This is a genomic window from Blastochloris viridis (assembly GCF_001402875.1).
GTDB classification, from domain to species: Bacteria; Pseudomonadota; Alphaproteobacteria; order Rhizobiales; family Xanthobacteraceae; genus Blastochloris; species Blastochloris viridis.
In genome coordinates this window covers 784,472-807,972 of the sequence record NZ_CP012946.1, presented here as the reverse complement: position 1 = coordinate 807,972, position 23,501 = coordinate 784,472, and the positions used below count along the sequence as shown (strand labels likewise).

Below are 23,501 nucleotides of genomic sequence, written 5' to 3'. Positions count from 1 at the left end.
CGCTCCCGCCATCAAGGAGGCCGGCAATGACCCCCAGCGCCATCGCGAAAATCGGCATCGTCACCGTGTCCGACCGCGCGTCCCAGGGCCTCTACCGCGACGAGGGCGGCCCGGCCATCGAAGCCTATCTCACCGAGATCCTCACCTCAAAGTGGCAGGCCATCGCCCGCGTCATTCCCGACGGCTTCGAGAGCGTGCGCGACACCCTGATCGACCTCACCGACAATGAGCGCTGCGATCTCGTTCTGACCACCGGCGGCACCGGGCCGGCACCACGCGACGTCACCACCGAGGCAACGCACGCGGTGATCGCCAAGGAACTGCCGGGATTCGGCGAGCTGATGCGGTTTAAAAGCCTGGAGCAGGTGCCGACCGCCATCCTGTCGCGCCAGACCGCCGGCACCCGCGGCGCCTCGCTGATCGTCAACCTGCCCGGCAAGCCGGCCTCGATCCGGCTGTGCCTCGCCGCGGTGTTCCCGGCGATTCCCTATTGCCTCGATTTGATCGGCGCGGCGCGGCTGGACACCGACCCCGCCCGCTGCGCGGCGTTCCGGCCGAAGGGATAGCCGTTATATCGGTGGCCCTGAGGAGCGACCGTTCTCGGCCTCATGCTGAGGAGGCTGCGAAGCCGCCGTCTCGAAGCATGGGCCGAAGGCGGCCGGCAGCGTCGCCTCATCCTTCAAGACGCGGTGTTGCGACCGCTCCTTATACGGTTTCCGGCCGATCAGGCCGGAGAACTGTATTCCGGTCGCCGGAAATCCCCTTCTTTGCAAAGGGATTTTCGCGAACTTGTTTCCAGGATCCCGAAGGGATCTCCCGGAAACCGAATTACTCGGTGTGCTTCCGGCGGATGCGCCGGACCAAACGCCACAGCACCAGCACCACGACCGGCACCGCGGCCGCGGTGATGAGGCCCGGCGAGACCGGCGCCCCAGCGTCGGAGGCGCCCTTGGCGATGTAGCCGACCAGCCCGACCACGTAATAGCTCACCGCCGCGATCGACAGCCCTTCGACGGTCTGCTGCAGCCGGAGCTGCAGGCGCGAGCGGCGGTTCATCGATTCCAGCACTTCGAGGTTCTGGCGCTGCACGTCGATGTCGACGCGGGTGCGCAACAGGTCGGCGGCGCGGGCCAGCTTGTTCGACAGATCGGCCTGGCGGTCGGCGATGGCCTGGCAGGTGCGCAGCGCCGGCGCCATGCGCCGCGACAGGAACACCAGCCAGGTCGGGAAATCGGCCACCGGCTGCTCGTCGATGGCGAGCAGCCGCTGCTGCATGATGTCGTCATAGGCGCGGGAGGCGCTGAAACGGTAGGACGAGGCCGCAACGGCGGCCTCGATCTCCGACGACAGCGTGATGAGCTTGTCGAGCTGCTCGTGGTTGGCTGCCAGCCCCTCCGCCAGCCGCATCGATTCGGTGAGGTCGGCCAGCGCCCGCTCGATCCGCCTCACCTGCGGGGTGATGCGCTGGGCCTCCGGCAGGCCGAGCAGCGCCAGCGCACGATAGGTCTCGATTTCGAGCAGACGCTGCACCAGCGAGCCGGCGCGGGCCGGGCCCAGCATGCGGTCGAGCACCAGGATGCGGATGTAGCCGGCCGGGTCGATCTGGAAATCGGTCACCGCCTCGCCTGCGCCGCCATAGACCAGCGAGCGGGCGAGGCTGGCGCGGTCGAACAGCCGTTCCGGCGCGATGCCGGCGTCGGCGATCAGATGCAGGTCGACCGCCACCAGCAGCGGCCCCGGCTGCGGCACCAGCCGCATCGGGTCGGCGATGTCGGACGCCGGCGGGTGGAACGGCACCGGCACCCCGGCCAGCCCTTCCGACGGCAGGTCCCAGGTGTAGGTGGTGAATTCGGAGTGCTGCTCCCAGCGCAGCAGCGTCGCCCCGAGCGAGACGCGGTGGTACTTCGCCTCCGGCTTGGGGGCGTCGAGGCCGCGGCTCGACAGATAGCGCGCCAGCGCGACGCGGTCGGCCTGGGCGTGCTCGAGGTCGGTGAGGAACGTGAAGTGCAGGATGCGCCGCGGCGTCTCGATCAGGGTGAACGGCCGTGCATGCACCTCGTTGAGAACGGCAGTTCTGAGCGGATGCGCCGCCAGCGACCGTTCTTCGCCGATCGAAACCGCTCCTGTCACCTGTCTCTCCCTTGATCGCCCGACCCGGCCGGAGGCGGGACCGCCACCGGCATGCGCCTGCACAGATCGGGGCGCGCCGGCGCCTCGGCAAGCCTGGACAGCGCCGTCGCGCTGTCCTCATAGCGGATTCGCCCGCCCGCTTGCGCACTGCCGGCGCCGATTTTGTCCCGACCCGGCGAAGCCCCTGCGGATTCCTCGCCCTCTGGTTGAAGATGAACCGCCATTAACCATAACGATCGGTTAACACGGCAGCCGATTGACTCGTTTGGCGTTCGGGCCTCCCATGCCTTACAGGCGTGCAGCCGGGGGAAAGCATGCGGATTCATTTGATCGCCATGATGACGGTTGGCGTCGCGCTCGGGGGCTGCGCCGGCCTGGGCGGGGATCTCGACGCCGGCAACATTTTCGGCCCGTCGACGGCCGAGATTCAGGTGGCCTCCGAGCCCGAGGGCGCCCAGGCGCGGACCTCCACCGGCGAGAGCTGCCCGTCGACGCCCTGCACCATCAAGGTGCCGGCGAGCGCCGAGCAGTACGTCGTCACCGTCAGCAAGCCGGGCTTCATCGACCAGACCGCCGACGTGCACTGGACCGTCATGGGCGAGGGCAGCGAGGCGCAGCGCCAGCTTTATCCCAACCCGGTCGAAATCGTGCTGGAGCCGGCCCCGCCGCCGCCGCCCAGCAAGAAAAAGCCCAGTAAGAAGCACACCGCCGCGCTGTGAGCGCCGGCACCTCCCTCGCGAAGGCCGCGCCGCGGCTTTGAGAAACCTTCGCTCACCTCAGGATTTTTCGCCGGCCTGCGGCCGGCATCATGGCGTGATCTGCCGGAGCGCCGGCAGGCCCTGGCGGTCATGGCCGGGTCGCGCGCGCGGTCTTGCACGTGCGGGGGCGTTCGGCCACAGTCCGGCCCCGCCGCGGGCGGCGCGCCGTCGCCAGCCGGCCCGGAGACATCGACATGAGCTCGGAGACCCCGACGCCGCCGCGCGTCGGCCTGTTCGTCACCTGCCTGGTCGACCTGATGCGGCCGAAGGTGGGGTTTGCCGCCGCCAAGCTGCTGGAAGACGCCGGCTGCACCGTCGAGGTGCCGCCGCAGACCTGCTGCGGCCAGCCCGCGTTCAATTCCGGCGACCGCGCCACCGCGCGCGGCCTTGCCAAGCAGGCGATCGAGACCTTCGAGCCCTACGATTACGTGGTGGTGCCGTCCGGCTCCTGCGCCGGCATGATGAAGACCCATTACGTCGAGTTGTTCGACCACCAGCACGACCATGCCTGGCTGCCGCGGGCCAAGGCGTTCAGCGACAAGGTGTTCGAGCTGACCTCGTTCCTGGTCGACGTGCTGAAGGTCGAGCGCATCCGCGCGATATATGACGGCACCGTCACCTATCACGACGGCTGCTCGGGCCTGCGCGAGCTCGGCGTCAAGCAGCAGCCGCGCCGGCTGCTCGGCCACGTCATCGGCCTGACGGTGGCGGAGATGGCCGACGCCGAGGCCTGCTGCGGCTTCGGCGGCACGTTCTGCGTCAAGTACCCCGAGATTTCCGGCGCCATCGTCGAGCGCAAGGTTGCCGCCATCGCCGCCACCGGCGCGCCGCAGGTGCTGTCAGGCGACCTCGGCTGCCTGTTGAACATCGCCGGCCGCATCACGCGCGACGGCAAGCCGATCCAGGCCCGCCATGTCGCCGAGATGCTGGCCGGCATGGGCCACGAGCCCGGCATCGGCGAACCGGACCGGAGCTGAGGCCGTGGCGGTCCGCATCACCTCGCCCGCGTTCAAGGCCAACGCCAAGCGCGCCCTCGCCGACAAGCCGCTTCAGGCCTCGATGCGCAACTTCGAGGCCAATTTCATCGGCCGCCGCAAGGCCGCCGCCGAGCGCCTGCCGGAGTTCGATGCGCTGCGCGAGGCCGCGCGCGACATCAAGACCCACACCCTGACCTATCTCGACCTCTATCTCCGGGCGTTCGAGGACAAGGTGGTGAAGGCCGGCGGCCACGTCCACTGGGCGGCCACCGCCGAGGACGCCCGCACCATCGTGCTCGACATCTGCCAGAAGCTCGGCGCCAAGACCGCGACCAAGGGCAAGAGCATGATCTCCGAGGAGATCGGGCTCAACGAGCACCTGGAGGCCAACGGCATCGCCCCGGTCGAGACCGACCTCGGCGAATACATCATCCAGCTGCGCGGCGAGATGCCCTCGCACATCATCGCGCCGGCGGTTCACCTGACGAGATCCCAGGTCGAGGCCGATTTTCGCCGCGCCCACAGCCACCTGCCGGGCGACCGCAACCTCGACGAGGCGGCGACCATGCTGGCGGAGGCGCGCGGCATCCTGCGCGAGCGCTTCCTCGCCGCCGACGTCGGCATCACCGGCGCCAATTTCCTGATCGCCGAGACCGGCACCTCCGTCATCGTCACCAACGAGGGTAACGGCGACCTGACCCAGACGCTGCCCAAGGCCCATATCGTGCTGGCGTCGATCGAGAAGGTGGTGCCGACGCTGGAGGACGCCACCACGCTGCTCCGCGTGCTGGCGCGCTCGGCCACCGGCCAGGAACAGGCGGTCTACACCACGTTCTCGACCGGGCCGCGCCGCGCCTCCGACCCCGACGGGCCGGAGGAATACCACGTGGTGCTGCTCGACAACGGCCGCACCGCGCTGCTCGGCACGCCGCTGCAACCGGTGCTGCGCTGCATCCGCTGCGGCGCCTGCTACAACCACTGCCCGGTCTACCAGCGCATCGGCGGCCACGCCTATGGCTGGGTCTATGGCGGGCCGGTGGGCTCGGTGCTGACGCCGACCCTGATCGGCATCGATCAGGCCGGCCACCTGCCCAACGCCTCGACCTTCTGCGGCCGCTGCGAGGAGGTCTGCCCGGTGCACATCCCGCTGCCAGCGATGATGCGATACTGGCGCGAGCAGCAGTTCAACCAGAACCTCACCCCCAAGGTGGAGCGCCACGGCCTGTCGGTTTTCGCCTTCCTCGCCCAGCGCGGCTGGCTCTACCGCCCGCTCGGCCGGCTGGCGGCGGCGACCATGCGGTTCCTCGCGTTCGGCCGCGGCCGGCTCGGCTGGCTGCCGTTCGCGGGGGGCTGGACCTCGCAGCGCGATTTGCCGGCGCCGGCCGGCTCGACCTTCCAGGCGGCCTGGAAGAAGCACGTCAAGGCCCGGCGGAGGGCAGCAAGATGAGCGACAGCGATCCCGACGCACCGATTCCCGGCGAGGCCCCCGACATCCGGCCGGCCCGGCCCACCGCCCGCGACGCCATCCTCGGCGCCATGCACCGCGCCCTCGGCATCAACGGCAACGAGCCGTGGCGCACCAACGCCGTCGCCGGGCGGTTGTCCGTCCACCCGCGCGGGCCGGTGCCGGCGCGCGGCCAGCTCGACCGCAAGGGCCGGATCGCGCTGTTCCGCGACCAGGCGGTCGCCGCCGGCGCCAGCTTCGGCGAGCTCGCCCACAAGAGCGAGGTTCCCGCCGCCATCGCCGCCGTGCTGCGCAACCACAATCTGCCGCCGCGGCTGCGGCTGGGCACCGACCCGCGGCTCGCCGCGCTGCCCTGGCGCACCGTGCCGGGGCTCGACATCACGGTCGGCCCGTCGGACGGCAGCGATCTGGTCGGGGTGTCGTTCGCGCTCGCCGCGGTCGCCGAGTCCGGCACGGTGGTGCTGATGTCGGGGCCGCAGAACCCGACCACGCTGAATTTCCTGCCCGACACCCACATCGTGGTGGTGGCGGCCGAGGACGTGGTCGGCGACTACGAGACGGTGTGGGACGCGCTGCGCGCCCGGTTCGGGCCGGCGGTGATGCCGCGCGCGGTGAACTGGATCACCGGCCCGTCGCGCTCGGCCGACATCGAGCAGCGGCTGGTGTTCGGCGCCCACGGCCCGCGCCGGCTGCACATCCTGGTGGCGGGCTGAGATATAAATAGACCAACAGCACCAACAAATAAGATACCAACTCTATTTAGGAGGAAGCGGGTCTAAAGAGAAAGCAGCCCTCGTGATATCGATCAAGGTTATGATGCTGGTTATTATTATTAATATAGCAAATCCATTTAAAAATGACTGCGAGATCGGGCCCGAATCAATCAATGGCTTTGCAATAACTAGAATAATCGAAAAGCATAGCATCAACAGTAAGACGGACGCAGATTGCCTCAATCCGAATTTTGTTCTTTTAAACACAGGTATTTTTGCGATCTCTTCATACTTATTAAGTTCAATATATAAATTTGAGGCAGACGCAAGCGTTATTGTTACAATTATTCCCATAAAGCTTATAAATTCGTGATTAACAAACCCTTTTAGAAATGCGTTGTTGTCACCCAAAATCCAAGGCGCCTCCACCGAAAGGAGAATCCACAACCCAACTGAAACAATTAACGTACATACAGCGATTGTTTTATTCACGGCCAAGGATCTCTCGGATACGGTTATAGGCACGCTCAAGTAGAGATCCCGAACCAACTTCTATTGAAGGTGGAATTACAATCGATTTTGGCTTCTTCTTTGAGCTGAATTTTTTATTTCTTCTGGATCTTGCTGAAATGCTTCCGCTTCCGCTTTGCACGTATTCAACAGCCTCGACGATCTTCGGGCTATCTAATTTCAACCCGCCGCAGCTCTTAAATGTTTGCTGTATTGAATCGGATCCAATAGATTCATGGAAGCTTCTTAATTCATCTTTTAAGTCTGTTTCCGTGCTCCACATTCCATTTGGAGCAACAAACTCGAAAGTTAACGATGTTACATCGCCTTGATTTTCTGAGGCCCACTGCCAAAATTCTTTAGCATCGAATATCGGTTGGATTTCTATATGATAAATTGACTGGGAGTGCACAAAGTTAATCGCTTTTATGAGCGAGTTTGCGAGAGCTGTTGGACTTCCGACACGGTTTTGAATCGCTAACTTCTGACCGTCGGGGTGCGATGTTGGGTCCAATACTAAAGCAGCTGCGCGGTGCGTTTCATATGTAGAGTCAGCGAAGCCATCCTCTGGAGGAAGATTCTCTTCGACAATCACTCTTCGGCCTATCCTCCCGAGAACAGCGTCCTTCTTGCGGCCTCCAGAGTCAGGCACATAGTGATAAGCAATTGAATGATGTGAGAATATCCTTTCCTCGTTAAATACTTTGCGCAAATAGTCTTCTCGTGAAAGCTCTCTGTCTTCAAATAACGGTAACTGCGGGCGCGAGAGAAGGGACATACGAAATAATTCGAACCTCTCAACCATGGTCGCCCTCTAAAATAATCAAAATACTTAAGCGATTCATCGCAACCATAACGCTCTAGACCAAACCGGTCTATCTTGGGGTTTACCCGTGCCTCCTACACCGACGTACCTATCTGCAACTTTGTCCAATTGCGTTGAGATCAAGATAAGGCCTCCCGACGGGTCGACCCGCCGGGGAGCCCGTCAGTTGGTCAATTCTGCTGGCCCCGACCCATGCCGCGGCCGCCGCCGGTATTGTCGAGTGCGTTGCGGCAGTCGGCCGTCAACTTGGCACGGTTGTCTTCAAGGCAGGCGCGGGCCTCCCCGGCGCCGTGCGGAGCCTTGGCGCAGTATTTGGCGAGGTCGGCGGCGCAGGTCTGCCCGACCGGGCCGGTGCCCTGCCCGCCACCCTGGCCCATACCCTGGGCGCCGGCCGGCGCGGCCATCGCCAGCGCCGCGCCGAGCACGGCGGCCGGAGCGACGATGCGGAAAGCGATCTTCGACAGCGTGTTGGACATGGTGGTCTCCATCGATGCGGCGCGGTTGATCCGGTGCGGCGCCAGCCGGACGCGTTGCGGCCCGGCTCGCCGGCAATGGCGGTATCCGGCGACCGCAATTTGGAGAATGGCACGTCGGACCTGACGGCGCGATGAACGCCGCCGTCAGCCCGGCGTCAGGTCGGCGGGAGGCGCCACCCTTGCCGCCGGCGCCGGCGCGGCCTATATCCAGCTCCGGTCGGCAGATACCGAGGCGTCGCCGCCCCGCAAGGGGAGCTGAACCTGCCATTTGTTGGATCGACACCGCACCCCGTGCCCGTGTCGCAAGTCGGCGACCACGACGCTCCGATCCCGGACGGCACGAAGGGGATCTGCGATGTCCAGACCGATCTTTCCGTTCCATGCGGAGGATATCTCCGCGCTCGCCCGCGCGCTCAAGAGCCAGCTCGACGGCCGCGACCAGCCGCCCGGCCACGTCGAGCTGCTCAACATGCTGGCGCGCGCCGCCGGCTGGAAGAATTTCCAGCACTTCCGCGCCCGGTTCGATGGCCACCTCGATGCCCCCCTCGATGCCACCATCGCGGCGCCTCCTGCGCCGCCGCCGGTCGACCGCAGACGCATCGAACGGCTGGCGAAGCTGTTCGATGACGACGGGCGACTGACGCGCTGGCCGAAGAAGTTCAACCAGCAGCAGACCTGCCTGTGGGTGCTGTGGTCGCGCATCCCGGCCCGGCGGCGCTTCGCCGAGCGCGAGGTGAATGTGATGCTGCTCGGCCATCACGCCTTCGGCGACTACGCCCTCATACGGCGCGAGATGATCGACGCCGGCATGATGACCCGCACGCCCGACGGCGGGGTCTACCGCCGCATCGAGCAGGCGCCGCCGCCCGATGCCGTGGCGCTGATCCGCGCCCTCGCCGCCCGCTCCCTGCGGGCAGCGTGAGCTGGACGCGGCGGTCCGGGTCGTGACACGCTACCGCGAGAAAAAGCGGGGCAGCCGATGGTGGTGGGGCTGGCGGCCGGGCTCGGCGCCGGGGTGCTGTGGGGGCTGACCTTCGTCGCCCCCGCCATGGTGGCACCGTGGACGCCGACCCAGCTCACGCTGCTGCGCTTTGGCGTGTTCGGCCTGTCGGCCTGCGTGGTGCTCGCTGCCAGCCCGCGGGCGTCGTGGTGGCCGGTGCTGAGACGGCACTGGGCGCGGCTGCTGGTGCTCGGCCTCACCGGCTACACCCTCTATTACCTGCTGCTGGCCGAGGCGGTCCGGCTGGCCGGCCCGGCGCTGCCGACCTTGGTGATCGGCACCCTGCCGGTGGTGATGGCGGTGGCCGGGGGCCTGCGCCGGCCGGGCTTCCGCGTCGGCCGGTTCGTGCTGCCGGCGGCGCTGATCCTGGCCGCGCTCGCCCTTCGCCTGCAGTCCGCCGAGCCCGGCGCGGGCGGCGGGGCGCTGGCCGGGCTCGGTCTTGCCTTGCTGGCGCTGGCAAGCTGGACCTTTTACGGTCTGGCCAATGCCGAGTTCCTCGCCGCGCGTCCCGCCATCGGCGCCTCGGCGTGGACGGCGCTGACCGGGGTCGCCACTCTGGCGACGCTGCCGCCTTTGGCCCTGCTGCGGCCGGCGGACGAGGTGTTCGGCTGGCCGGCAGGCGCTGATCTGGCCGTCCTCATGGGGTGGAGCGCCGCCCTCGCGTGGCTCGCATCCTGGCTCGCCACCTGGCTGTGGAACGTGGCGAGCGGGCGCGTGCCCGGCGAGATGCTGGGCTATCTCATCGTGTCAGAGACGGTGTTCGGTCTCCTCTACGCCATGGCGGCGGCGTGGCATCTGCCCACCGGAGTCGAGCTTCTCGGCATCGCCCTTCTCATCGGGGGCGTCGTGCTCGGGCTGGCGGCCGCGCCGAAGCCGGCGAACGGATAACGGCGGCTCCCCCGTTGGAAGCGGACGCCATCGCGCGCAATGCCGGGGCACCCCCCCACCCTTGGCCCGAGCCTTGCATGCTGGCGGGAGACGCGCCGGCCTTGCGCCGCCAAGCCACGGCCAGGCCGGCGCCCTTTGGAAAGGACATGACTTTGGACCAGCAGACTGACCGTTATGTTTCATTCAAGAACATCGACTGCGACGGCAAGACCCGCGCGGTGATGGCGCGGATCGAGCAGCATGTCGCCGCAGGCGACAACCCGTTCTGGGACTATTTTCGCCAGCAGCGCGAACTCGCCCACGGCCGCGGGCTCGACGATTTGCGCGTGCTGCACAATTATCTGCCAACGCTGCGCGAGCTGCTCGACGACCTCGACGATCAAGAGACGCTCGACATGCTCGAGGAGCTTGAGCGCATCTGCATGTGAGCGCCGCCGGGTCCCGCGCCGGCCCTCGCCGCCGGCCTTGCGCTTTCCGGGCCGCGTACGCCAGACGCTCGATCGGACGCTGCCGCGACCGGTGCCAAAAATATGGGAAGGACGGCTGGCCGCTGTAACCGTTCCGTTCAGACCACCGCCTCGACCGAGACCACGATGAAGGTGTGGAGGTCGCCGTCTTCGTCGCGGATCGAGACGTATTCGCCGGGCACGAAGGCATGGGCGCCGAGGCGGTAGCCGGCCTCGTCGTCGTCGGGGTCGTTGTCGGCGTCGCGGATATCGTAGTGGAACGCCCACACCCCGCCGGCCTTGCCGCCCGGCCGATGAATCACGTGGCCGATCTCGTCGGGGTCACCGGCCCAGAACCGGCGCACCCGGCATTGCTCGCGGTTCTTCTTCCACAGCGCCGCATCGATGAAGCCGCGTTCGTCGAGCGGCGCCACGAACTCGTAGCCGTGCCGCGCTGACCCCTCCGGAAAGTCCTTGGACCGGGCGAGATTGAGGCGAATGCGTTTGAGGTCCTGCGGCGGCTTGGTCATCGTCGTCATCCTCGCAAAGAGGCCTTCGCGGTCGGGATTGGGCTGACGTTTCGACCGCGCGTGCATATTTGTGGAGCAGATTGCATGGGCACCGCAAGAGGGCGTCTGCACGGCTGTGCGATCAGCCGCTGTCGCCCATCGGCAGGCCGGCGCCGCCGGCAGGAGGAGGACCCGCACATGGACCGGACCGACCTCGACCCACAGGTCGCCGCGCTGCTGAGCGACCCGGCGACCTACGGCACCGGCGTGACGGTGACGCGCCTCGACACCCACGCCTCGGTGGTGTTCCTGGCCGGCGATCGCGCGCTCAAGGTCAAGCGCCCGGTGCGCTACTCCTATCTCGACTACAGCACTCTGGCCCGGCGCGAGGCCGCCTGTCGGGCCGAGCTTGCCGTCAACGCACCGTTCTCCGCCGCGATCTATCGCAGGGTGGTGCCGATCGTCCGCACCAGCGACGGCACGCTGAGGCTGGGCGGCAGCGGCGAGGTGGTCGAATGGGCGGTCGAGATGCACCGCTTCGACGAGAGCAAGACGCTCGACCGGCTCGCCGACGCCGGCGAATTGCCCGACGGCCTGGTCCACCAACTGGCCGAGGTGGTGGCGGCCGGCCATGCCCGGATGCCGGAGGTCGACGCCGGCGCCTGGTACGACGCGCTGGCGAGCTACGCCGACGACGACCGCGCCACGTTCAAGGCGCACCCCGAGCTGTTTGCGGCGCTTGATGCCGCCCGCCTCGCCGACGCCACCGACGCCGCGCTGGCGCGCGCGCAAGCCCTCATTCTCGACCGCGGCCGCCGCGGGCTGGTGCGCCATTGCCACGGCGATCTTCACCTCGGCAATGTCGCGCTGGTCGATGGCCGGCCGCTGCCGTTCGACGCCATCGAGTTCGACCCGCTGATCGCCAGCGGCGACGTCTTGTACGAACTCGCCTACCTGCTGATGGACCTGATCGCCCGCGGCCGCCGCCGCAGCGCCACCGAGCTTCTCAACCAGTATCTGTTCGCCACCGGCCGCGACGACGACCTCGACGCGCTCAAAGCGCTGCCGCTGTTCGTGTCGATGCGGGCGCAGATCCGCGCCAAGGTCAACGCGGCGCGGCGCGCGCTGGTGCAGGGCGACGCTGCGGCAGCGGCCGGCGCCGACGCGGTGCGCTATTTCCGCCTCGCCTGCGTCGCGATTGCGCCGCCGCCGCCGCGGCTGGTGGTGGTGGCCGGGCTGTCGGGCACCGGCAAGTCGAGCGTCGCCCGCGCCATCGCCGGCCGTCTGGCGCCGCTGCCCGGCGCGCTGGTCGAGCGCTCCGACGTCGAGCGCAAGCGGCTGTGCGGGGTGGCGCTGACCGACCGGCTGCCGGCCGCCGCCTATACCCCGGCGCTCACGGCGGAGGTCTATCGCCGCCTCGCCGCGCGGGCGGGCCGGGCGCTGCGCGCCGGTCACTCGGTGGTGGTGGACGCGGTGTTCGCGCGGGCGGAGGAGCGCGCCGACGTCGCAGCCCTGGCCGCGGCCTGCGGCGTCACCGCCAGCTGCGTCTGGCTGGAGGCGCCGCTGGAGGTGCGGCTGGCGCGGGTCGCCGGCCGGCGTTTGGACGCCTCCGACGCCGACACCGCGGTGGTGGCAATGCAGGAAAATCTGGCGACCGGGCCGATCGATTGGCCGAAAATTGGCGCCGACGGGCCGCTGGAGGCGGTGGTGGCGCGCGCCGCCGCCGCGATCGGCGTCTGATTGCGACGGCGGCGGCAGCCGGCCGTTGGTATGGCATCCACAATCGCGACCGAGCGGGAGCCACCAACAAAAAATCCGGCCCATGTGGCCGGATGTCCGCAATTCGTATTTCCAGGCCGGCGCCAAGATTCCCGGATCGAATTGGAGCGCCGATAGGCGGGGCCCGGAGTCGCGCTGCGATCTTCCGGAGCCCGCAGGCTTTGCCGCCAGACGCCGCCCGCGCACGGGGCGACGCGGGCAGCACTGCACTCGATGATTACTTCTTCGAGCCGTCGGCGTTGAACTGCTTGATGTAGGCGATCAGGTCGGAGACCTTCTGCTCGTCCTTGACGCCGGCGAAGATCATCTTCGTGCCGGGGATCTTGGCCTTCGGATCGCGGATGTACTCGCGGAACACCTCTTCGGTCCAGGTGATTCCGGAGTTCTTGTTGGCGTCCGAATACGCGAAGCCCTCGATCGTGCCGGAGTGGCGACCGAACAGACCGTTCAGCACCGGGCCAACCTTGTTCTTGGCGCCAGGGCCGATCGAGTGGCAGACGAGACACTGCTTGAACACCTGCTCGCCCGACGCCGCATCCTGCGCCGCAGCCGGCGCGACGCTTGCCGCGAGAACGAACAGTCCGAACACCAATTTCCGCATGGCATTACCCCCGAAAGCGTTGCCGGCCTCGCGCCGGCGCGAGGGAGTAATGCACCGACACGCCGCCAATCGCAATATCGTTCCAAACTAGGAATGCGCGACTTCAAGCCATCGGCGCACAAAATTCCAGCGTTCCGCGTTAACCCCGTTCCACGGTCGCCGCCAGCGCCGCAGCGCCGCCCGCCGCGGATGCTGACGCTAAGCTATTGGTCTGGAATATTTCTTTCGCGATGCGATGCCATGTCGTAGCGAGATGCGCTAACCTTCGCCCGCTACGATGGGCCGTGCGTGCGTGTTAGACCAAACGCCAACAAACGAATGTCCCGAATCGGCACGCAAATAAAACAACACGGCGGGGCTCCGAGGAGAAAACGAGATGGCGACGACGTCAGGGAAATCCAGCGGGACAGCTTCGCGCCGCAGCGCCGGCAAACCGGCGCGCCCTGGACAGACCACTGACGGCGACACCAAGGCGTCGAAAGCCAAGGCGACCAAAGCCGCCACGCGCGCCAGCGCCGCCAAATCCGCTGTGGCAAAGCCCCGCACCAATGCGGCTCCGGTCAAGCAGGCTGCCAAAGCTGCGACCAAGACGACGGCCGGCAAGTCCGCGGCGCGGTCGACGAAGACGGCCGCCAGACCCGCGGCGAAGACCGCGACGAAAAGCCCGACCAGGACCGCCGCCAAGTCCGCGGCGAAAGCCCCGGCGAAAGCGAAAGCCGCGACCGGCAAGGGCGCCGGCGCGACGAAGCGGATCGCAGCGAAACCCGGCAAGGCACCCGCAGCGAAGACGACCGCCCGCAAAGCGAGCGCGGCCAAGCCGAGCGCGCGCACAACGACCACAGCGAAGGCTGCCACCGGCAAGGCCGGCGCCGGCAAAGCTGCGACGGCCAAGACTGCAAAGGCCAAGACTGCAAAGGCCAAGGCCGCGGCGGCCAAGCGCGGCAACACCGCGACGGCCAAAGCCAAGACGACCAAGACCGCCAACACGACCAGGGCCGCAACCAAGGCGACCGCCCGCAAAACCGCGGCGGGCAAAACGGCAACCAAGGCCGCGACGCGCAAAACCGCCGCGACCAAACCTGCCACGACCAAGACTGCTGCGGCCAAGACTGCTGCGGCCAAGGCGAAGCAGGCGGCAGCCAAAAAGCCCGCCCGCGCCGCGAGCCCTGCCCGAGGCCGGGCCGCGACCGCGAAAACCGCGACCCGGACGACGACGACCGCCAAACCGGCCAAGACGGCGAAAGCCGCAACGCCGACCAAGACCAAAACCAAGCCCGCGACCAAAACCAAGGCCGCCACCCAAACCAAGCCCAAGACCAAGGCCGCAACCAAGCCTGCCGCCAAAACCAAGGCCACCACCAAGGCCAAGGCGACCACCAAGACCCCCACCAAGGCCACCGCCGCCAAGGCAGCGCCCGCCCGCGGTCGCAGTGCTTCAACTGCCGTTCAGCGTCCCGCGGCAGCGTCGAAACGGGCAGCCGCCAAGCCGACGGCGGCGAAGACAACGCCGACGAAGACCACCGCAGCAAAGACCACTGCGACGAAGCCCGCAGCGACCAAGCGTGGCGCGGCCAAACCGGCGACGCCGGCGCTGCCCGCCAGCCGGCCGGCCTCGCGCGCCAGCCGCGCCGCGACCGCCACCCGGCGCACCGCCCAGGCCGAGCGCCGCTCCGCGCCGCCGCCGACGGTGCGTCGCGGGGCCGGCCCGGCCGAGGCCAAGCGCCCAGCCACCGCTCCGTCCACACGGCCGGCCAAGCCGCGCACCACGCCGGCGCCGCGCAAGGCGGCGATGCCGGACGGCGTCAAGGTGCTGGGCAAGCTCGCGCCACGGTTCGAGGAGATCCTCACCGCCGAAGCGCTCGGCTTCATCGCCGCGCTGCACCGCCGTTTCGACGGCCGGCGGCGCGATCTCCTGAAGGCGCGCGCCGAGCGGCAGGCCCGGTTCGACGCCGGCGAGCTGCCCGATTTCCTGCCCGAGACCCGGCACATCCGCCAGCATCCCTGGAAGGTCGCGGCGATCCCGCCCGACCTCCACGACCGCCGGGTTGAGATCACCGGCCCGACCGACCGCAAGATGATCATCAACGCCCTCAATTCCGGGGCGAAGGTGTTCATGGCCGATTTCGAGGACGCCAACTCGCCAACCTGGGCCAACATGGTCGAGGGCCAGATCAACCTGAAGGACCGCTGGCACTCGGCGGTGTTCGACCACACCGACCCGGACACCGGCAAGCGCTACGAACTCGGCGACGACCCGGCGGTGCTGATGGTGCGGCCGCGCGGGCTGCATCTGGTCGAGCGCCACCTTGAGGTCGACGGCGCGCCGGTCGCCGGCAGCCTGTTCGACTTCGGCCTCTACGCCTTCCACAACGCCAAGGCGGCGCTGGCCGACGGCTCGGGGCCCTATCTCTATCTGCCCAAGCTCGAAAGCCACCTTGAGGCGCGGCTGTGGAACGAGGTGTTCCTGCACACCGAGTCGACGCTCGGCATCCACCGCGGCACCATCAAGGCCACCGTGCTGATCGAGACGCTGCCGGCGGCGTTCGAGATGCACGAGATCCTGCACGAGCTGAAAGACCACGTCGCCGGGCTCAATTGCGGACGGTGGGACTACATCTTCTCGTTCATCAAGACGCTGGCGCAGACGCCCGACTTCATCCTGCCCGACCGCGGCCAGGTGGTGATGGGCAAGGCGTTCCTGAAAGCCTACGCCCAGCTCCTGATCCAGACCTGCCACATGCGCGGCGCGTTCGCGATCGGCGGCATGGCGGCGCAGATCCCGATCAAGGATGACCCAGAGCGCAACGAAGCCGCCTTCGCCAAGGTGCGCGCCGACAAGGAGCGCGAGGCCGGCGACGGCCACGACGGCACCTGGGTCGCGCACCCCGATCTGGTGCCGGTGGCGATGGCGGTGTTCGACCGGCTGATGCCGGGCAAGAACCAGCTCGACGAGTTGCGCGAGGACGTCGATTTCGGCCAGGCCGAGCTGTTGGAGGTGCCGCAGGGCACCCGCACCGAAGCCGGCTTCCGGGAGAATATCCGGGTCGGCGTGCGCTACATCGAGGCGTGGCTGAGCGGCAAGGGCGCGGTGCCGCTCTACAATCTGATGGAGGATGCCGCCACCGCCGAGATCGCCCGCGCCCAGATCTGGCAGTGGGTCAAGTACGGCGCCAAGCTCGACGACGGCACCCAGATCACGCCCGCGCTGTTCGAGACCGTGCTGCACGAGGAGATGGCACGGCTGCGCCAGGAGATCGGCGCGGAGGCGTTCGACTACGGCCGCTTCGCCGAGGCAACCCAGCTGTTCCACAAGCTGTCGCTGGCGGCGGAGTTCGAGGCGTTCCTCACCATCCCGGCCTATGCCCTGATCGACTGAGGGCACTCAAACGATGTCGTCCCGGACGGCGCGACGCGCCGAGCCGGGACGACAGCAGACTCGCCAAACGGTCCCGGGTCGCCGCTACGCGGCGCCCGGGGCGACAGGTCGCGCTCAGTCCCGCACCAGCACATTGCGGAACTGCCACGGGTCGGAGGCGTCGATGTCCTCCGGGAACAGGCCCGGACGGCCGGCAAGCGGCGTCCAGTCGGTGTAGACGCCGACCACCGGGCCGAGATAGGGCGTCTGCACCTCCAGGCAGCGGCGATAGTCGAGATCGTCGGCCTCGACGATGCCGGCCTTTGGGTTTTCCAGCGCCCACACCATGCCCGCCAGCACGGCGGAGGACACCTGAAGTCCGGTGGCGTTCTGGTCGGGCGCGATCCGCCGCGTCTCCTCGATCGAGAGCTGCGAGCCGTACCAATAGGCGTTCTTGCCGTGGCCGTAGAGCAGCACGCCGAGTTCGTCGATGCCGTCGACGATTTCGGTCTCGTCCAGGATCAGCCAGTCCGACTGGCGCTTGCCCGAGCCGAACATCTCGTGCAGCGACAGCACCGCGTCGTTGCACGGGTGGTAGGCGTAGTGGCAGGTCGGCCGGTAGACCGCCTGGCCCGCGGCGTCGCGCACGGTGAGGAAGTCGGCGATCGAGATCGATTCGTTGTGGGTGACCAGGAAGCCGTACTGCGCCGTCGCGGTCGGCGTCCACGACCGCACGCGAGTGTTGGCGCCGGGCTGGAGCAGATAGATCCCCGCGCCGCAGCCGCTGTCGTGGCCGCGGGCGTTGTCCGGCATCCAGCGCTCAAAGGTGCCCCAGCCGAGCTCGGCCGGCTGCAGGCCCTCCGACACGAAGCCCTCGACCGACCAAGTGTTGACGAACACGTCGAACGGCTTGGGGAAGTTGGCGCGCTGGGTGTCGCGCTCGGCGATGTGGATGCCCTTGACGCCGAGATCCATCGCAAGCCGCGCCCATTCCTCGCGGGTGGTGGGCTCCTCGCGCGTCACGCCGAGGTCGGCGGCGAGGTTGACCAGCGCCTGCTTGACGAACCACGACACCATGCCGGGGTTGGCGCCGCAGCACGACACCGCAGTGGTGCCGCCCGGCTTGTTGCGGCGCGCCGCCAGCACGGTCTCGCGCAGCGCGTAGTTCGAGCGCGCCTCCGGTTTCAGGTCGGGGTCGAAATAGAAGCCGAGCCACGGCTCGACCACGGTGTCGATGTAGAGCGCGCCGTTCTCGCGGGCGAGTTCCATGATGTCGAGCGAGGAGGTGTCGACCGAGAGGTTGACGCAAAAGCCCTGCCCCGGCCCGGCGGTGAGCAGCGGCACCAGGAGGTCGCGATAGTTGTCGCGCGTCACCGCCTGCTGGATGAAGCGCACGCCGCGCGCCTCGGCCAACTTGCGGGCCTCGTCGCTGGGATCGATCACCACCAGCTTTGACCGGTCGAACGCGAAGTGACGTTCGATCAGGGGCAGCGTGCCCCGGCCAATCGAGCCGAAGCCGATCATCACGATCGGACCATCGATGCGGTGATAAACCGGCCAGTCGGTCATGGTGTTGTTCTCCTAGTGACATCGCAGACGATTGCGCCCCGCGCCGGATGCGCGGGACGATGGAACGAAATGGGGTGGACAGGCCGGCTCTATGAGGCACGGCGTGCCGGCGCCGTCAACGCGAGGCGGCGGCGGGCACGCGTGAGCGGTGCCATCGCACCGCTGGCGAGCAGGCAGCCGCGCCCGCCCGCCAGCGCGCCGGGGCGCAGTTCGCAGGCGAGGAAGCGGGCGCGGTCGACCGGCCCCGGCAGGTCGAGCGCCGCCGTCAGCGCGGGCGAGAAGCCGAAGCGGGCGTAATAGGGCGCATCCCCCACCAGGATCACCGCGCCATGGCCACGCGCGGCCGCGCGCGCCAGCGCCTGCCGCATCAGCGCGGCGCCAACGCCGCGGCCCTGCCACCACGGATCGACCGCCAGCGGCCCCAGCATCAGCGCCGGAACGCCGCCGGCCTCGACCTGCCACAGCCGCACCGAGCCGATGACGCGGCCGAGCGCGTCGCGCGCCACCAGCGCCAAGCCCTCGGCCGGCAGCCGGCCGGCACGCAGGCGCTCGCAGGTCTTCTTGAACCGCTCCGGCCCCATGGCGCGGTCGAGCAGCTTTTCGCGCGCCGCCGCGTCGGCGGGGTGTTCGATGTCGATGACGAAGTCGGCCACGGCCGGTCCTCCCACTCAAAGGAGACTGGCCCTCGCACCCGCATTGCGGGCCGTCCGGGAATGAATGAAAAGGCGCACTCCTTCGTCATGCCCGGCCTTGTGCCGGGCATCCACGTCTTCAACGCGTAAAGGCGTGGGTGGCCGGGACAAGCCCGGCCATGACGAGCGGCGGTTACGGCCTCAGATCACGTAGGACGCCAGCGGTGCGAAGCCGTTGAAGCCCACCGTCGAGTACATCGTGGTGTACGCGCCGGTTGCCTCGATCAGCACCTCGTCGCCGATGGCGAGCGACACCGGCAGCTCGTACGGGGTCTTCTCGTACAGCACGTCGACCGAGTCGCAGGTCGGCCCGGCGATCACGCACGGCGTCTTGGCGTCGCGGTCGTGCGCCGTCTTGATCGGGTAGCGGATCGCCTCGTCCATGGTCTCGGCCAGGCCGTGGAACTTGCCGATGTCGAGATAGACCCAGCGGGTCGGATCGTCGTCCGACTTCTGCGAGATCAGCACCACTTCGGCCTTGATCACGCCGGCGTTGCCGACCATGCCGCGGCCCGGCTCGATGATGGTCTCGGGCAAATGGTTGCCGAAGTGCTTGGACAGCGCCCGGAAGATGGCGTTGCCGTACGACTGCACCCGCGGCACCCGCTTGAGATACTTGGTCGGGAAGCCGCCGCCCATGTTCACCATCGACAGCGAAATGCCGCGCTCGGCCATCTCGCGGAAGATCGCGGCAGCGGTGCCCAGCGCGTGGTCCCACGCCTCGACATTGTTCTGCTGCGAGCCGACATGGAACGACACGCCATAGGCGTTGAGGCCGAGCCGGTGCGCCAGTTCGAGCACGCGCGGCGCCATCTCCGGCGCGCAGCCGAACTTCTTCGACAGCGGCCATTCGGCGCCGGCGCCGTCGCACAGGATGCGGCAGAACACCTTCGAGCCCGGCGCGGCGCGCGCAATCTTCTCGACCTCGGCCTCGCAATCGACCGCGAACAGCCGAACGCCGAGCTGATAGGCGCGCGCGATGTCGCGCTCCTTCTTGATGGTGTTGCCGTAGGAGATACGGTCGGCCGCGGCGCCGGCGGCAAGCACGCACTCGACCTCGCCCACCGAGGCGGTGTCGAACGAGGAGCCGAGTTCGGCCAGCAGCTTCAGCACTTCCGGCGCCGGATTGGCCTTGACCGCGTAATAGACGCGGGTGTCCGGCAGCGCGCGGGCGAAGGTGACATAGTTGTCGCGCACGACGTCGAGATCGAGCACGAGGCACGGCCCCTCGGGGCGTCGGGTGGCGAGGAAATCGCGGATGCGATCGGTCATGGGGTCGGTCCTCCCAAGGCCAGATGAGCCCAAGGCAACGCCAGAGGCGCAGGCCGGCGCGATGGAGACGCCGAAGCCTGCGACGTCAAGCGTCGCCCGCAAAGCTGGCCTGGAGCCAGCGTTCACCGTGAGCCGTATCCGGAGTTGAAGCGACGCTGCGAGGGACGCGGGACACGCATCCTTCGGTCGGGTTCAACGCCTTTGCGAGAGTGGGAAGACCCCATCCACGCGCCCGGCAAGAGTAGTGCCTCTTCAGTAACCCCGGCCTATGGACGGCCGGCAGAGACCAAAAAAGCCCGCTACGTCGTTGCTTCAAGCCGCGTCCCCCTGCGGAGAGCAGGAGATTGCTGGTTCGCCTCCAGCTGCCGGTCGATTGACGGGGAGGTCGAGATACCCTGGCACCGGAGAGGTGCCTCTCGTCCTTTGATCCCCGGGCGGCTGTCCGGCCTCTTGTCCGGATGCCCACCGACCGGCACGCGGCCACAGGCACGTGCGAAATTGGGCAAGTGCGAGATAGGATGAATCGCCCCCCTATTCAAGGGTCAATTTCCCGATGCCGCCAAAGACTGCAATTATGACGTTCAAGCCACGGATTCGGCGGTTCGGGAGAGGTCGTGGTCGCGCCGAGGGGCCGACCGCCCGCGATCCAGGACGGCTTGCCGTCATTCCCGTCGTCCCGGGCAAGCGGCGTCAGTCGCGCGACCCGGGACCGTCGCCCGGAAGGGATGCCTTTCTTGCCGACGATCCCGGCTCCTCGCGTCGCTCGGTCCGGGATGACAATGCCCAGGCTGTCGTCCCGGGCAAGCGGCGTCAGCCGCGCGACCCGGGACCGTTTTCCGGAAGGGGTGCCTTGTCTTGCCGACGATCCCGTCTCCTCGCGTCGCTCGGTCCGGGATGACAGCGGCGGGGCGCCGTCTCAGAGCCAGCCCTGCAGCTCGCGTTCGACCAAGTGGCGGATCACCCTGATGCCGCCCTCGCTGTCGTTGAGGCTCGGCAGGTAGGCAAACTGCTCGCCGCCGTTGTGGAGGAAGATCTCGCGATTCTCGACGTCGAGTTCCTCCAGCGTCTCCAGGCAATCGATGGCGAAGCTCGGCGCCACCACCGCGAGCCGCTTCACGCCGCGCTTGGCCAGCGCCTTCACCGTCTCGTCGGTGTAGGGCTGCAGCCATTCCTCGTTGCCGAACCGCGACTGGAAGCTGAACATCACCCGCTCGGTCTCCAGCCCCAGCGCCTCGCGGATCAGCCGCTTGGTCTTGGCGCAGTGGCAATGATAGGGGTCGCCCTTCATCAGATAGCTTTTCGGCACACCGTGGAACGAGATCAGGATGATCTCCGGCTCGAAGCTGAGCTTGGCGAGCGAGGCTTTCATGCCCTCCACCACAGCGTCGATATAGACCGCGTCGTCGTAATAGGGCGGCACCACCCGGATCGATGGCTGCCAGCGCATCTTCATCAAGGCCTCGAACGCCTTGTCGCAGGCCGAGGCGGTGGTCGCCGCCGAATACTGCGGATAGAGCGGCACCAAGAGGATGCGGTCGCAGCCGGCGTCCTTGAGCGCCGCGACTCGCTCCGGGATCGAGGGATGGCCGTAGCGCATCGCCCAGTCGACCATCACGCGGTGATCGAGCCCGCCGAGGTCGACGCCAAGCTTCTCGGCCTGGGAGCGGCTGATGGTCTTGAGCGGGCTTTCGTCGCGGGCGGTGTTCCAGATCGAGGCGTAGGCCTTGCCTTTGTCCAGCGGCCGCCGCGGCAGGATCATGGTGTTGAGCACAAACCACCAGTAGACCCGATTGACCTCGATCACCCGGCGGTCGGTGAGAAATTCCTTCAGGTACCGGCGCATGGCCCAGTAGCCGGTGCCTTCCGGGGTGCCGACATTGAGAAGGAGAACACCGATCCTGCCGAACTTCACGGAGGGATGGTCGACCGGCAGCCGGGCGGGGGCGGTCACGTCATGCCGGCTCGGTTGCATATTCATCGTCCGTATCCTTTCCCGCCCCGAAATAGGATCGACCAGGCGCGACGTCGAGCAGGGAGGCACCGCATGCCATCGAAATTGTGACAGCAATTGCGGCGAAAGCCAAAATCTGGATCGATTCGGCGCGGGCGCGATAGCGTGTTGCCGTCACACCACGGCGCGGGTGTCGACGATCACCTTGCCGTCATTGGCAAGTGTGCCCGGCGGAACCAGTTCCACCGTACCTCTCAGCTTGGACACCGCGGCAAGGGTTGCGCCCACCGCCTCCGCCAGCGCCGACTCACCGCTGGCCGCGGCTTCCGCCTTGAGCGTCATGATGTCCTGCTCGCCGGCGCGGCCGACCACCAGCTGCAGCCGGCCGAGCTCGGGGTGGCGCCGCGCCACCTCGGCGATCTGGGCCGGGGTGACGAACATGCCTTTGACCTTGGCCGACTGCTCGGCCCGGCCCATCCAGCCCTTGATGCGCATGTTGGTGCGCCCGCACGGCGAGGCGCCGGGCAGCACCGCCGACAAGTCGCCGAGCGAGAACCGCACGAGATGGCGCTGGGGATCGAGCGCGGTGATCAGCACCTCGCCGACCTCGCCATCCACCACCGGCTCGCCGGTGCCCGGCCGCACGATCTCCACCACCACGTCCTCGCTCACCACCATGCCGGCCCGCGCCGGCGTGTCATAGGCGACGCAGCCGACGTCGGCCGAAGCATAGAGCTGGAAGGCGGCAATGCCGCGCCCGGCGATCTCGGCCTGGAGCGAGGGCGGGAACGCAGCGCCCGACACCACCGCCTTGGTGAGGAACGACACCTCCACGCCGGCGGCAGCGGCGGCATCGAGCACGATCTTCAGGAAATCCGGCGTGCCGCAATAGCCCCCCGGCCGGAACGCCGCCATCACCTGCAACTGCTGCTCGGTGTTGCCGGGGCCGGCCGGAATCACCGGGCAACCCAGCGCGCGCGCCGCCTGATCGAGCATCAGCCCGCCCGGCGTCAGGTGGTAGGAGAAGGTGTTGAGCACCACGTCGCCGGCGCGGAAGCCGGCGGCGTAGAGCCCGCGCGCCATGTTGGCCGGGTCGGGACGGGCGGGCTCGGGCTCGAACACCGGCCCCGGCGAAGCGAACAGCCGGCTGAACGCCGACAGCGGCTCGCCCACCAGGCCGCCGAACGGCGGCTCCGCCGCCTGGCGCTCCGGCAGCGAGGATTTGTAGAGCACCGGCAACTTGGCCAGCGCGGCGCGGCCGGTCACGGCGCGGGGATCGACGCCGTCGAGATGCCTGGCCCAGCCCGGCGCCGTCATCGCTTTCGCGATCACCAGCGGCAGCCGGGCGGCGAGATCGGCGTCGCGCGCCTCCGGTGTGCGGGTTTCCAGCGCGTCGTAATGGTCGGCCTCGGCCATGGGTCCCTCCCCCGCGGGGCTGCTTGGCTGGAAATATAGACGTTCACGGCGGCAGTTCGGATGCGGACGAAACCGACGTCGCGGCGATCATCCAGTCTGATGTGCCGGAAACCCTGATGGTGAGGCGCCCGCGACGGGCGTCCGGAACCATGGGACCGACGCCCGCGC

Annotated in this window: 22 protein-coding genes; 10 read left to right on the top strand and 12 right to left on the bottom strand. The window is 67.9% G+C overall.

Annotated elements, in window-relative coordinates:
* The first annotated feature begins 26 nt into the window (after positions 1-26).
* Positions 27-566, top strand: a complete 540-nt coding sequence (gene mog, locus BVIR_RS03585; protein ID WP_171841639.1) for a molybdopterin adenylyltransferase — start codon at positions 27-29, stop codon at positions 564-566.
* A gap of 262 nt (positions 567-828) precedes the next feature.
* Here the strand turns inward: mog and BVIR_RS03580 are convergent, their stop codons facing one another.
* Positions 829-2,130, bottom strand: coding sequence for a DUF3422 family protein (locus BVIR_RS03580; protein WP_055036467.1), 1,302 nt, complete (start codon positions 2,128-2,130; stop codon positions 829-831).
* Positions 2,131-2,444: 314 nt separating this feature from the next.
* Here BVIR_RS03580 and BVIR_RS03575 point away from each other — a divergent pair, with 314 nt between their 5' ends.
* The 4 genes from BVIR_RS03575 (at position 2,445) to BVIR_RS03560 (ending at position 6,043) form a co-directional block, all read left to right on the top strand.
* Positions 2,445-2,849: a PEGA domain-containing protein gene (locus tag BVIR_RS03575; RefSeq protein WP_145911876.1), complete on the top strand. Its 405-nt coding sequence runs from the start codon at positions 2,445-2,447 to the stop codon at positions 2,847-2,849.
* 233 nt (positions 2,850-3,082) lie between these two features.
* The gene (locus BVIR_RS03570) at positions 3,083-3,865 is read left to right on the top strand and encodes a (Fe-S)-binding protein (RefSeq protein ID WP_055036465.1); all 783 of its coding nucleotides are present in this window, start codon (positions 3,083-3,085) and stop codon (positions 3,863-3,865) included.
* Positions 3,866-3,869: 4 nt separating this feature from the next.
* Positions 3,870-5,312: a LutB/LldF family L-lactate oxidation iron-sulfur protein gene (locus BVIR_RS03565; protein ID WP_055036464.1), complete on the top strand. Its 1,443-nt coding sequence runs from the start codon at positions 3,870-3,872 to the stop codon at positions 5,310-5,312.
* Entirely contained in the window at positions 5,309-6,043 is a 735-nt protein-coding gene (locus BVIR_RS03560) for a LutC/YkgG family protein (RefSeq protein ID WP_082416637.1), read from the top strand. Before BVIR_RS03565 ends, BVIR_RS03560 begins: the two co-directional genes overlap by 4 nt.
* 484 nt (positions 6,044-6,527) lie before the next feature.
* Here BVIR_RS03560 and BVIR_RS16630 read toward each other — a convergent pair whose 3' ends face one another.
* Both BVIR_RS16630 and BVIR_RS03555 read right to left on the bottom strand, forming a co-directional pair.
* Complete coding sequence (locus BVIR_RS16630; RefSeq protein WP_145911877.1) at positions 6,528-7,331, bottom strand: hypothetical protein; 804 nt, start codon at positions 7,329-7,331, stop codon at positions 6,528-6,530.
* Positions 7,332-7,549: 218 nt separating this feature from the next.
* Positions 7,550-7,855 carry a hypothetical protein gene (locus BVIR_RS03555; RefSeq protein ID WP_055038652.1) on the bottom strand — a complete coding sequence of 102 codons (306 nt, stop codon included), beginning with the start codon at positions 7,853-7,855 and terminating at the stop codon, positions 7,550-7,552.
* Positions 7,856-8,210: 355 nt separating this feature from the next.
* Here BVIR_RS03555 and BVIR_RS03550 point away from each other — a divergent pair, with 355 nt between their 5' ends.
* The 3 genes from BVIR_RS03550 (at position 8,211) to cowN (ending at position 10,171) form a co-directional block, all read left to right on the top strand.
* On the top strand, positions 8,211-8,777 hold the full coding sequence (locus tag BVIR_RS03550) for a DUF2087 domain-containing protein (RefSeq protein WP_055036463.1): 567 nt from the start codon (positions 8,211-8,213) through the stop codon (positions 8,775-8,777).
* Between the two features lie 57 nt (positions 8,778-8,834).
* The gene (locus tag BVIR_RS03545; RefSeq protein ID WP_055036462.1) at positions 8,835-9,743 is read left to right on the top strand and encodes a DMT family transporter; all 909 of its coding nucleotides are present in this window, start codon (positions 8,835-8,837) and stop codon (positions 9,741-9,743) included.
* A 152-nt stretch (positions 9,744-9,895) separates the two neighbouring features.
* Positions 9,896-10,171: a N(2)-fixation sustaining protein CowN gene (gene cowN, locus BVIR_RS03540; protein WP_417852050.1), complete on the top strand. Its 276-nt coding sequence runs from the start codon at positions 9,896-9,898 to the stop codon at positions 10,169-10,171.
* 137 nt (positions 10,172-10,308) lie between these two features.
* Here the strand turns inward: cowN and BVIR_RS03535 are convergent, their stop codons facing one another.
* A complete protein-coding gene (locus tag BVIR_RS03535) occupies positions 10,309-10,719 on the bottom strand; it encodes a hypothetical protein (RefSeq protein ID WP_055038651.1) in 411 nt (136 codons plus the stop codon).
* A gap of 177 nt (positions 10,720-10,896) precedes the next feature.
* Here BVIR_RS03535 and BVIR_RS03530 point away from each other — a divergent pair, with 177 nt between their 5' ends.
* On the top strand, positions 10,897-12,438 hold the full coding sequence (locus tag BVIR_RS03530; RefSeq protein WP_055036460.1) for a bifunctional aminoglycoside phosphotransferase/ATP-binding protein: 1,542 nt from the start codon (positions 10,897-10,899) through the stop codon (positions 12,436-12,438).
* Positions 12,439-12,694: 256 nt separating this feature from the next.
* On the opposite strand, the gene BVIR_RS03525 is transcribed toward BVIR_RS03530, so the two are convergent.
* The 3 genes from BVIR_RS03525 to BVIR_RS16620 all read right to left on the bottom strand — a co-directional run bounded on the left by BVIR_RS03525 (position 12,695) and on the right by BVIR_RS16620 (position 14,896).
* A complete protein-coding gene (locus BVIR_RS03525) occupies positions 12,695-13,078 on the bottom strand; it encodes a c-type cytochrome (RefSeq protein ID WP_055036459.1) in 384 nt (127 codons plus the stop codon).
* Between the two features lie 258 nt (positions 13,079-13,336).
* Positions 13,337-14,458: a hypothetical protein gene (locus tag BVIR_RS16625; protein ID WP_145911878.1), complete on the bottom strand. Its 1,122-nt coding sequence runs from the start codon at positions 14,456-14,458 to the stop codon at positions 13,337-13,339.
* A 66-nt stretch (positions 14,459-14,524) separates the two neighbouring features.
* Entirely contained in the window at positions 14,525-14,896 is a 372-nt protein-coding gene (locus tag BVIR_RS16620; RefSeq protein ID WP_145911879.1) for a hypothetical protein, read from the bottom strand.
* On the opposite strand from BVIR_RS16620, the gene aceB reads away from it, so the two are divergent.
* Complete coding sequence (aceB, locus tag BVIR_RS16615; protein ID WP_055038650.1) at positions 14,868-16,454, top strand: malate synthase A; 1,587 nt, start codon at positions 14,868-14,870, stop codon at positions 16,452-16,454. The two genes, BVIR_RS16620 and aceB, sit on opposite strands and share 29 nt — an antisense overlap.
* Positions 16,455-16,568: 114 nt before the next feature.
* Here the strand turns inward: aceB and BVIR_RS03515 are convergent, their stop codons facing one another.
* The 5 genes from BVIR_RS03515 to BVIR_RS03495 form a co-directional block, all read right to left on the bottom strand.
* Complete coding sequence (locus BVIR_RS03515) at positions 16,569-18,002, bottom strand: homospermidine synthase (protein ID WP_055036458.1); 1,434 nt, start codon at positions 18,000-18,002, stop codon at positions 16,569-16,571.
* An 89-nt stretch (positions 18,003-18,091) separates the two neighbouring features.
* Entirely contained in the window at positions 18,092-18,655 is a 564-nt protein-coding gene (locus BVIR_RS03510) for a GNAT family N-acetyltransferase (RefSeq protein WP_236823687.1), read from the bottom strand.
* Positions 18,656-18,835: 180 nt separating this feature from the next.
* Positions 18,836-19,966 carry a type III PLP-dependent enzyme gene (locus tag BVIR_RS03505; protein WP_055036456.1) on the bottom strand — a complete coding sequence of 377 codons (1,131 nt, stop codon included), beginning with the start codon at positions 19,964-19,966 and terminating at the stop codon, positions 18,836-18,838.
* Between the two features lie 916 nt (positions 19,967-20,882).
* The gene (gene hemH, locus BVIR_RS03500; protein ID WP_055036455.1) at positions 20,883-21,944 is read right to left on the bottom strand and encodes a ferrochelatase; all 1,062 of its coding nucleotides are present in this window, start codon (positions 21,942-21,944) and stop codon (positions 20,883-20,885) included.
* 147 nt (positions 21,945-22,091) lie between these two features.
* A complete protein-coding gene (locus tag BVIR_RS03495) occupies positions 22,092-23,333 on the bottom strand; it encodes a phenylacetate--CoA ligase family protein (protein ID WP_055036454.1) in 1,242 nt (413 codons plus the stop codon).
* Positions 23,334-23,501: the final 168 nt, after the last annotated feature.

What these genes read in the sequence shown, in the direction of transcription:
- mog (WP_171841639.1), top strand. Translation starts at nt 27, where the DNA reads ATGACCCCCAGCGCCATCGCGAAAATCGGCATCGTCACCGTGTCCGAC.
- BVIR_RS03575 (WP_145911876.1), top strand. Translation starts at nt 2,445, where the DNA reads ATGCGGATTCATTTGATCGCCATGATGACGGTTGGCGTCGCGCTCGGG.
- BVIR_RS03570 (WP_055036465.1), top strand. Translation starts at nt 3,083, where the DNA reads ATGAGCTCGGAGACCCCGACGCCGCCGCGCGTCGGCCTGTTCGTCACC.
- BVIR_RS03560 (WP_082416637.1), top strand. Translation starts at nt 5,309, where the DNA reads ATGAGCGACAGCGATCCCGACGCACCGATTCCCGGCGAGGCCCCCGAC.
- BVIR_RS16630 (WP_145911877.1), bottom strand. Translation starts at nt 7,331, where the DNA reads ATGTCCCTTCTCTCGCGCCCGCAGTTACCGTTATTTGAAGACAGAGAG.
- BVIR_RS03555 (WP_055038652.1), bottom strand. Translation starts at nt 7,855, where the DNA reads ATGTCCAACACGCTGTCGAAGATCGCTTTCCGCATCGTCGCTCCGGCC.
- BVIR_RS03550 (WP_055036463.1), top strand. Translation starts at nt 8,211, where the DNA reads ATGTCCAGACCGATCTTTCCGTTCCATGCGGAGGATATCTCCGCGCTC.
- BVIR_RS03545 (WP_055036462.1), top strand. Translation starts at nt 8,835, where the DNA reads ATGGTGGTGGGGCTGGCGGCCGGGCTCGGCGCCGGGGTGCTGTGGGGG.
- BVIR_RS03535 (WP_055038651.1), bottom strand. Translation starts at nt 10,719, where the DNA reads ATGACCAAGCCGCCGCAGGACCTCAAACGCATTCGCCTCAATCTCGCC.
- BVIR_RS03530 (WP_055036460.1), top strand. Translation starts at nt 10,897, where the DNA reads ATGGACCGGACCGACCTCGACCCACAGGTCGCCGCGCTGCTGAGCGAC.
- BVIR_RS03525 (WP_055036459.1), bottom strand. Translation starts at nt 13,078, where the DNA reads ATGCGGAAATTGGTGTTCGGACTGTTCGTTCTCGCGGCAAGCGTCGCG.
- aceB (WP_055038650.1), top strand. Translation starts at nt 14,868, where the DNA reads ATGCCGGACGGCGTCAAGGTGCTGGGCAAGCTCGCGCCACGGTTCGAG.
- BVIR_RS03515 (WP_055036458.1), bottom strand. Translation starts at nt 18,002, where the DNA reads ATGACCGACTGGCCGGTTTATCACCGCATCGATGGTCCGATCGTGATG.
- BVIR_RS03505 (WP_055036456.1), bottom strand. Translation starts at nt 19,966, where the DNA reads ATGACCGATCGCATCCGCGATTTCCTCGCCACCCGACGCCCCGAGGGG.
- hemH (WP_055036455.1), bottom strand. Translation starts at nt 21,944, where the DNA reads ATGAATATGCAACCGAGCCGGCATGACGTGACCGCCCCCGCCCGGCTG.
- BVIR_RS03495 (WP_055036454.1), bottom strand. Translation starts at nt 23,333, where the DNA reads ATGGCCGAGGCCGACCATTACGACGCGCTGGAAACCCGCACACCGGAG.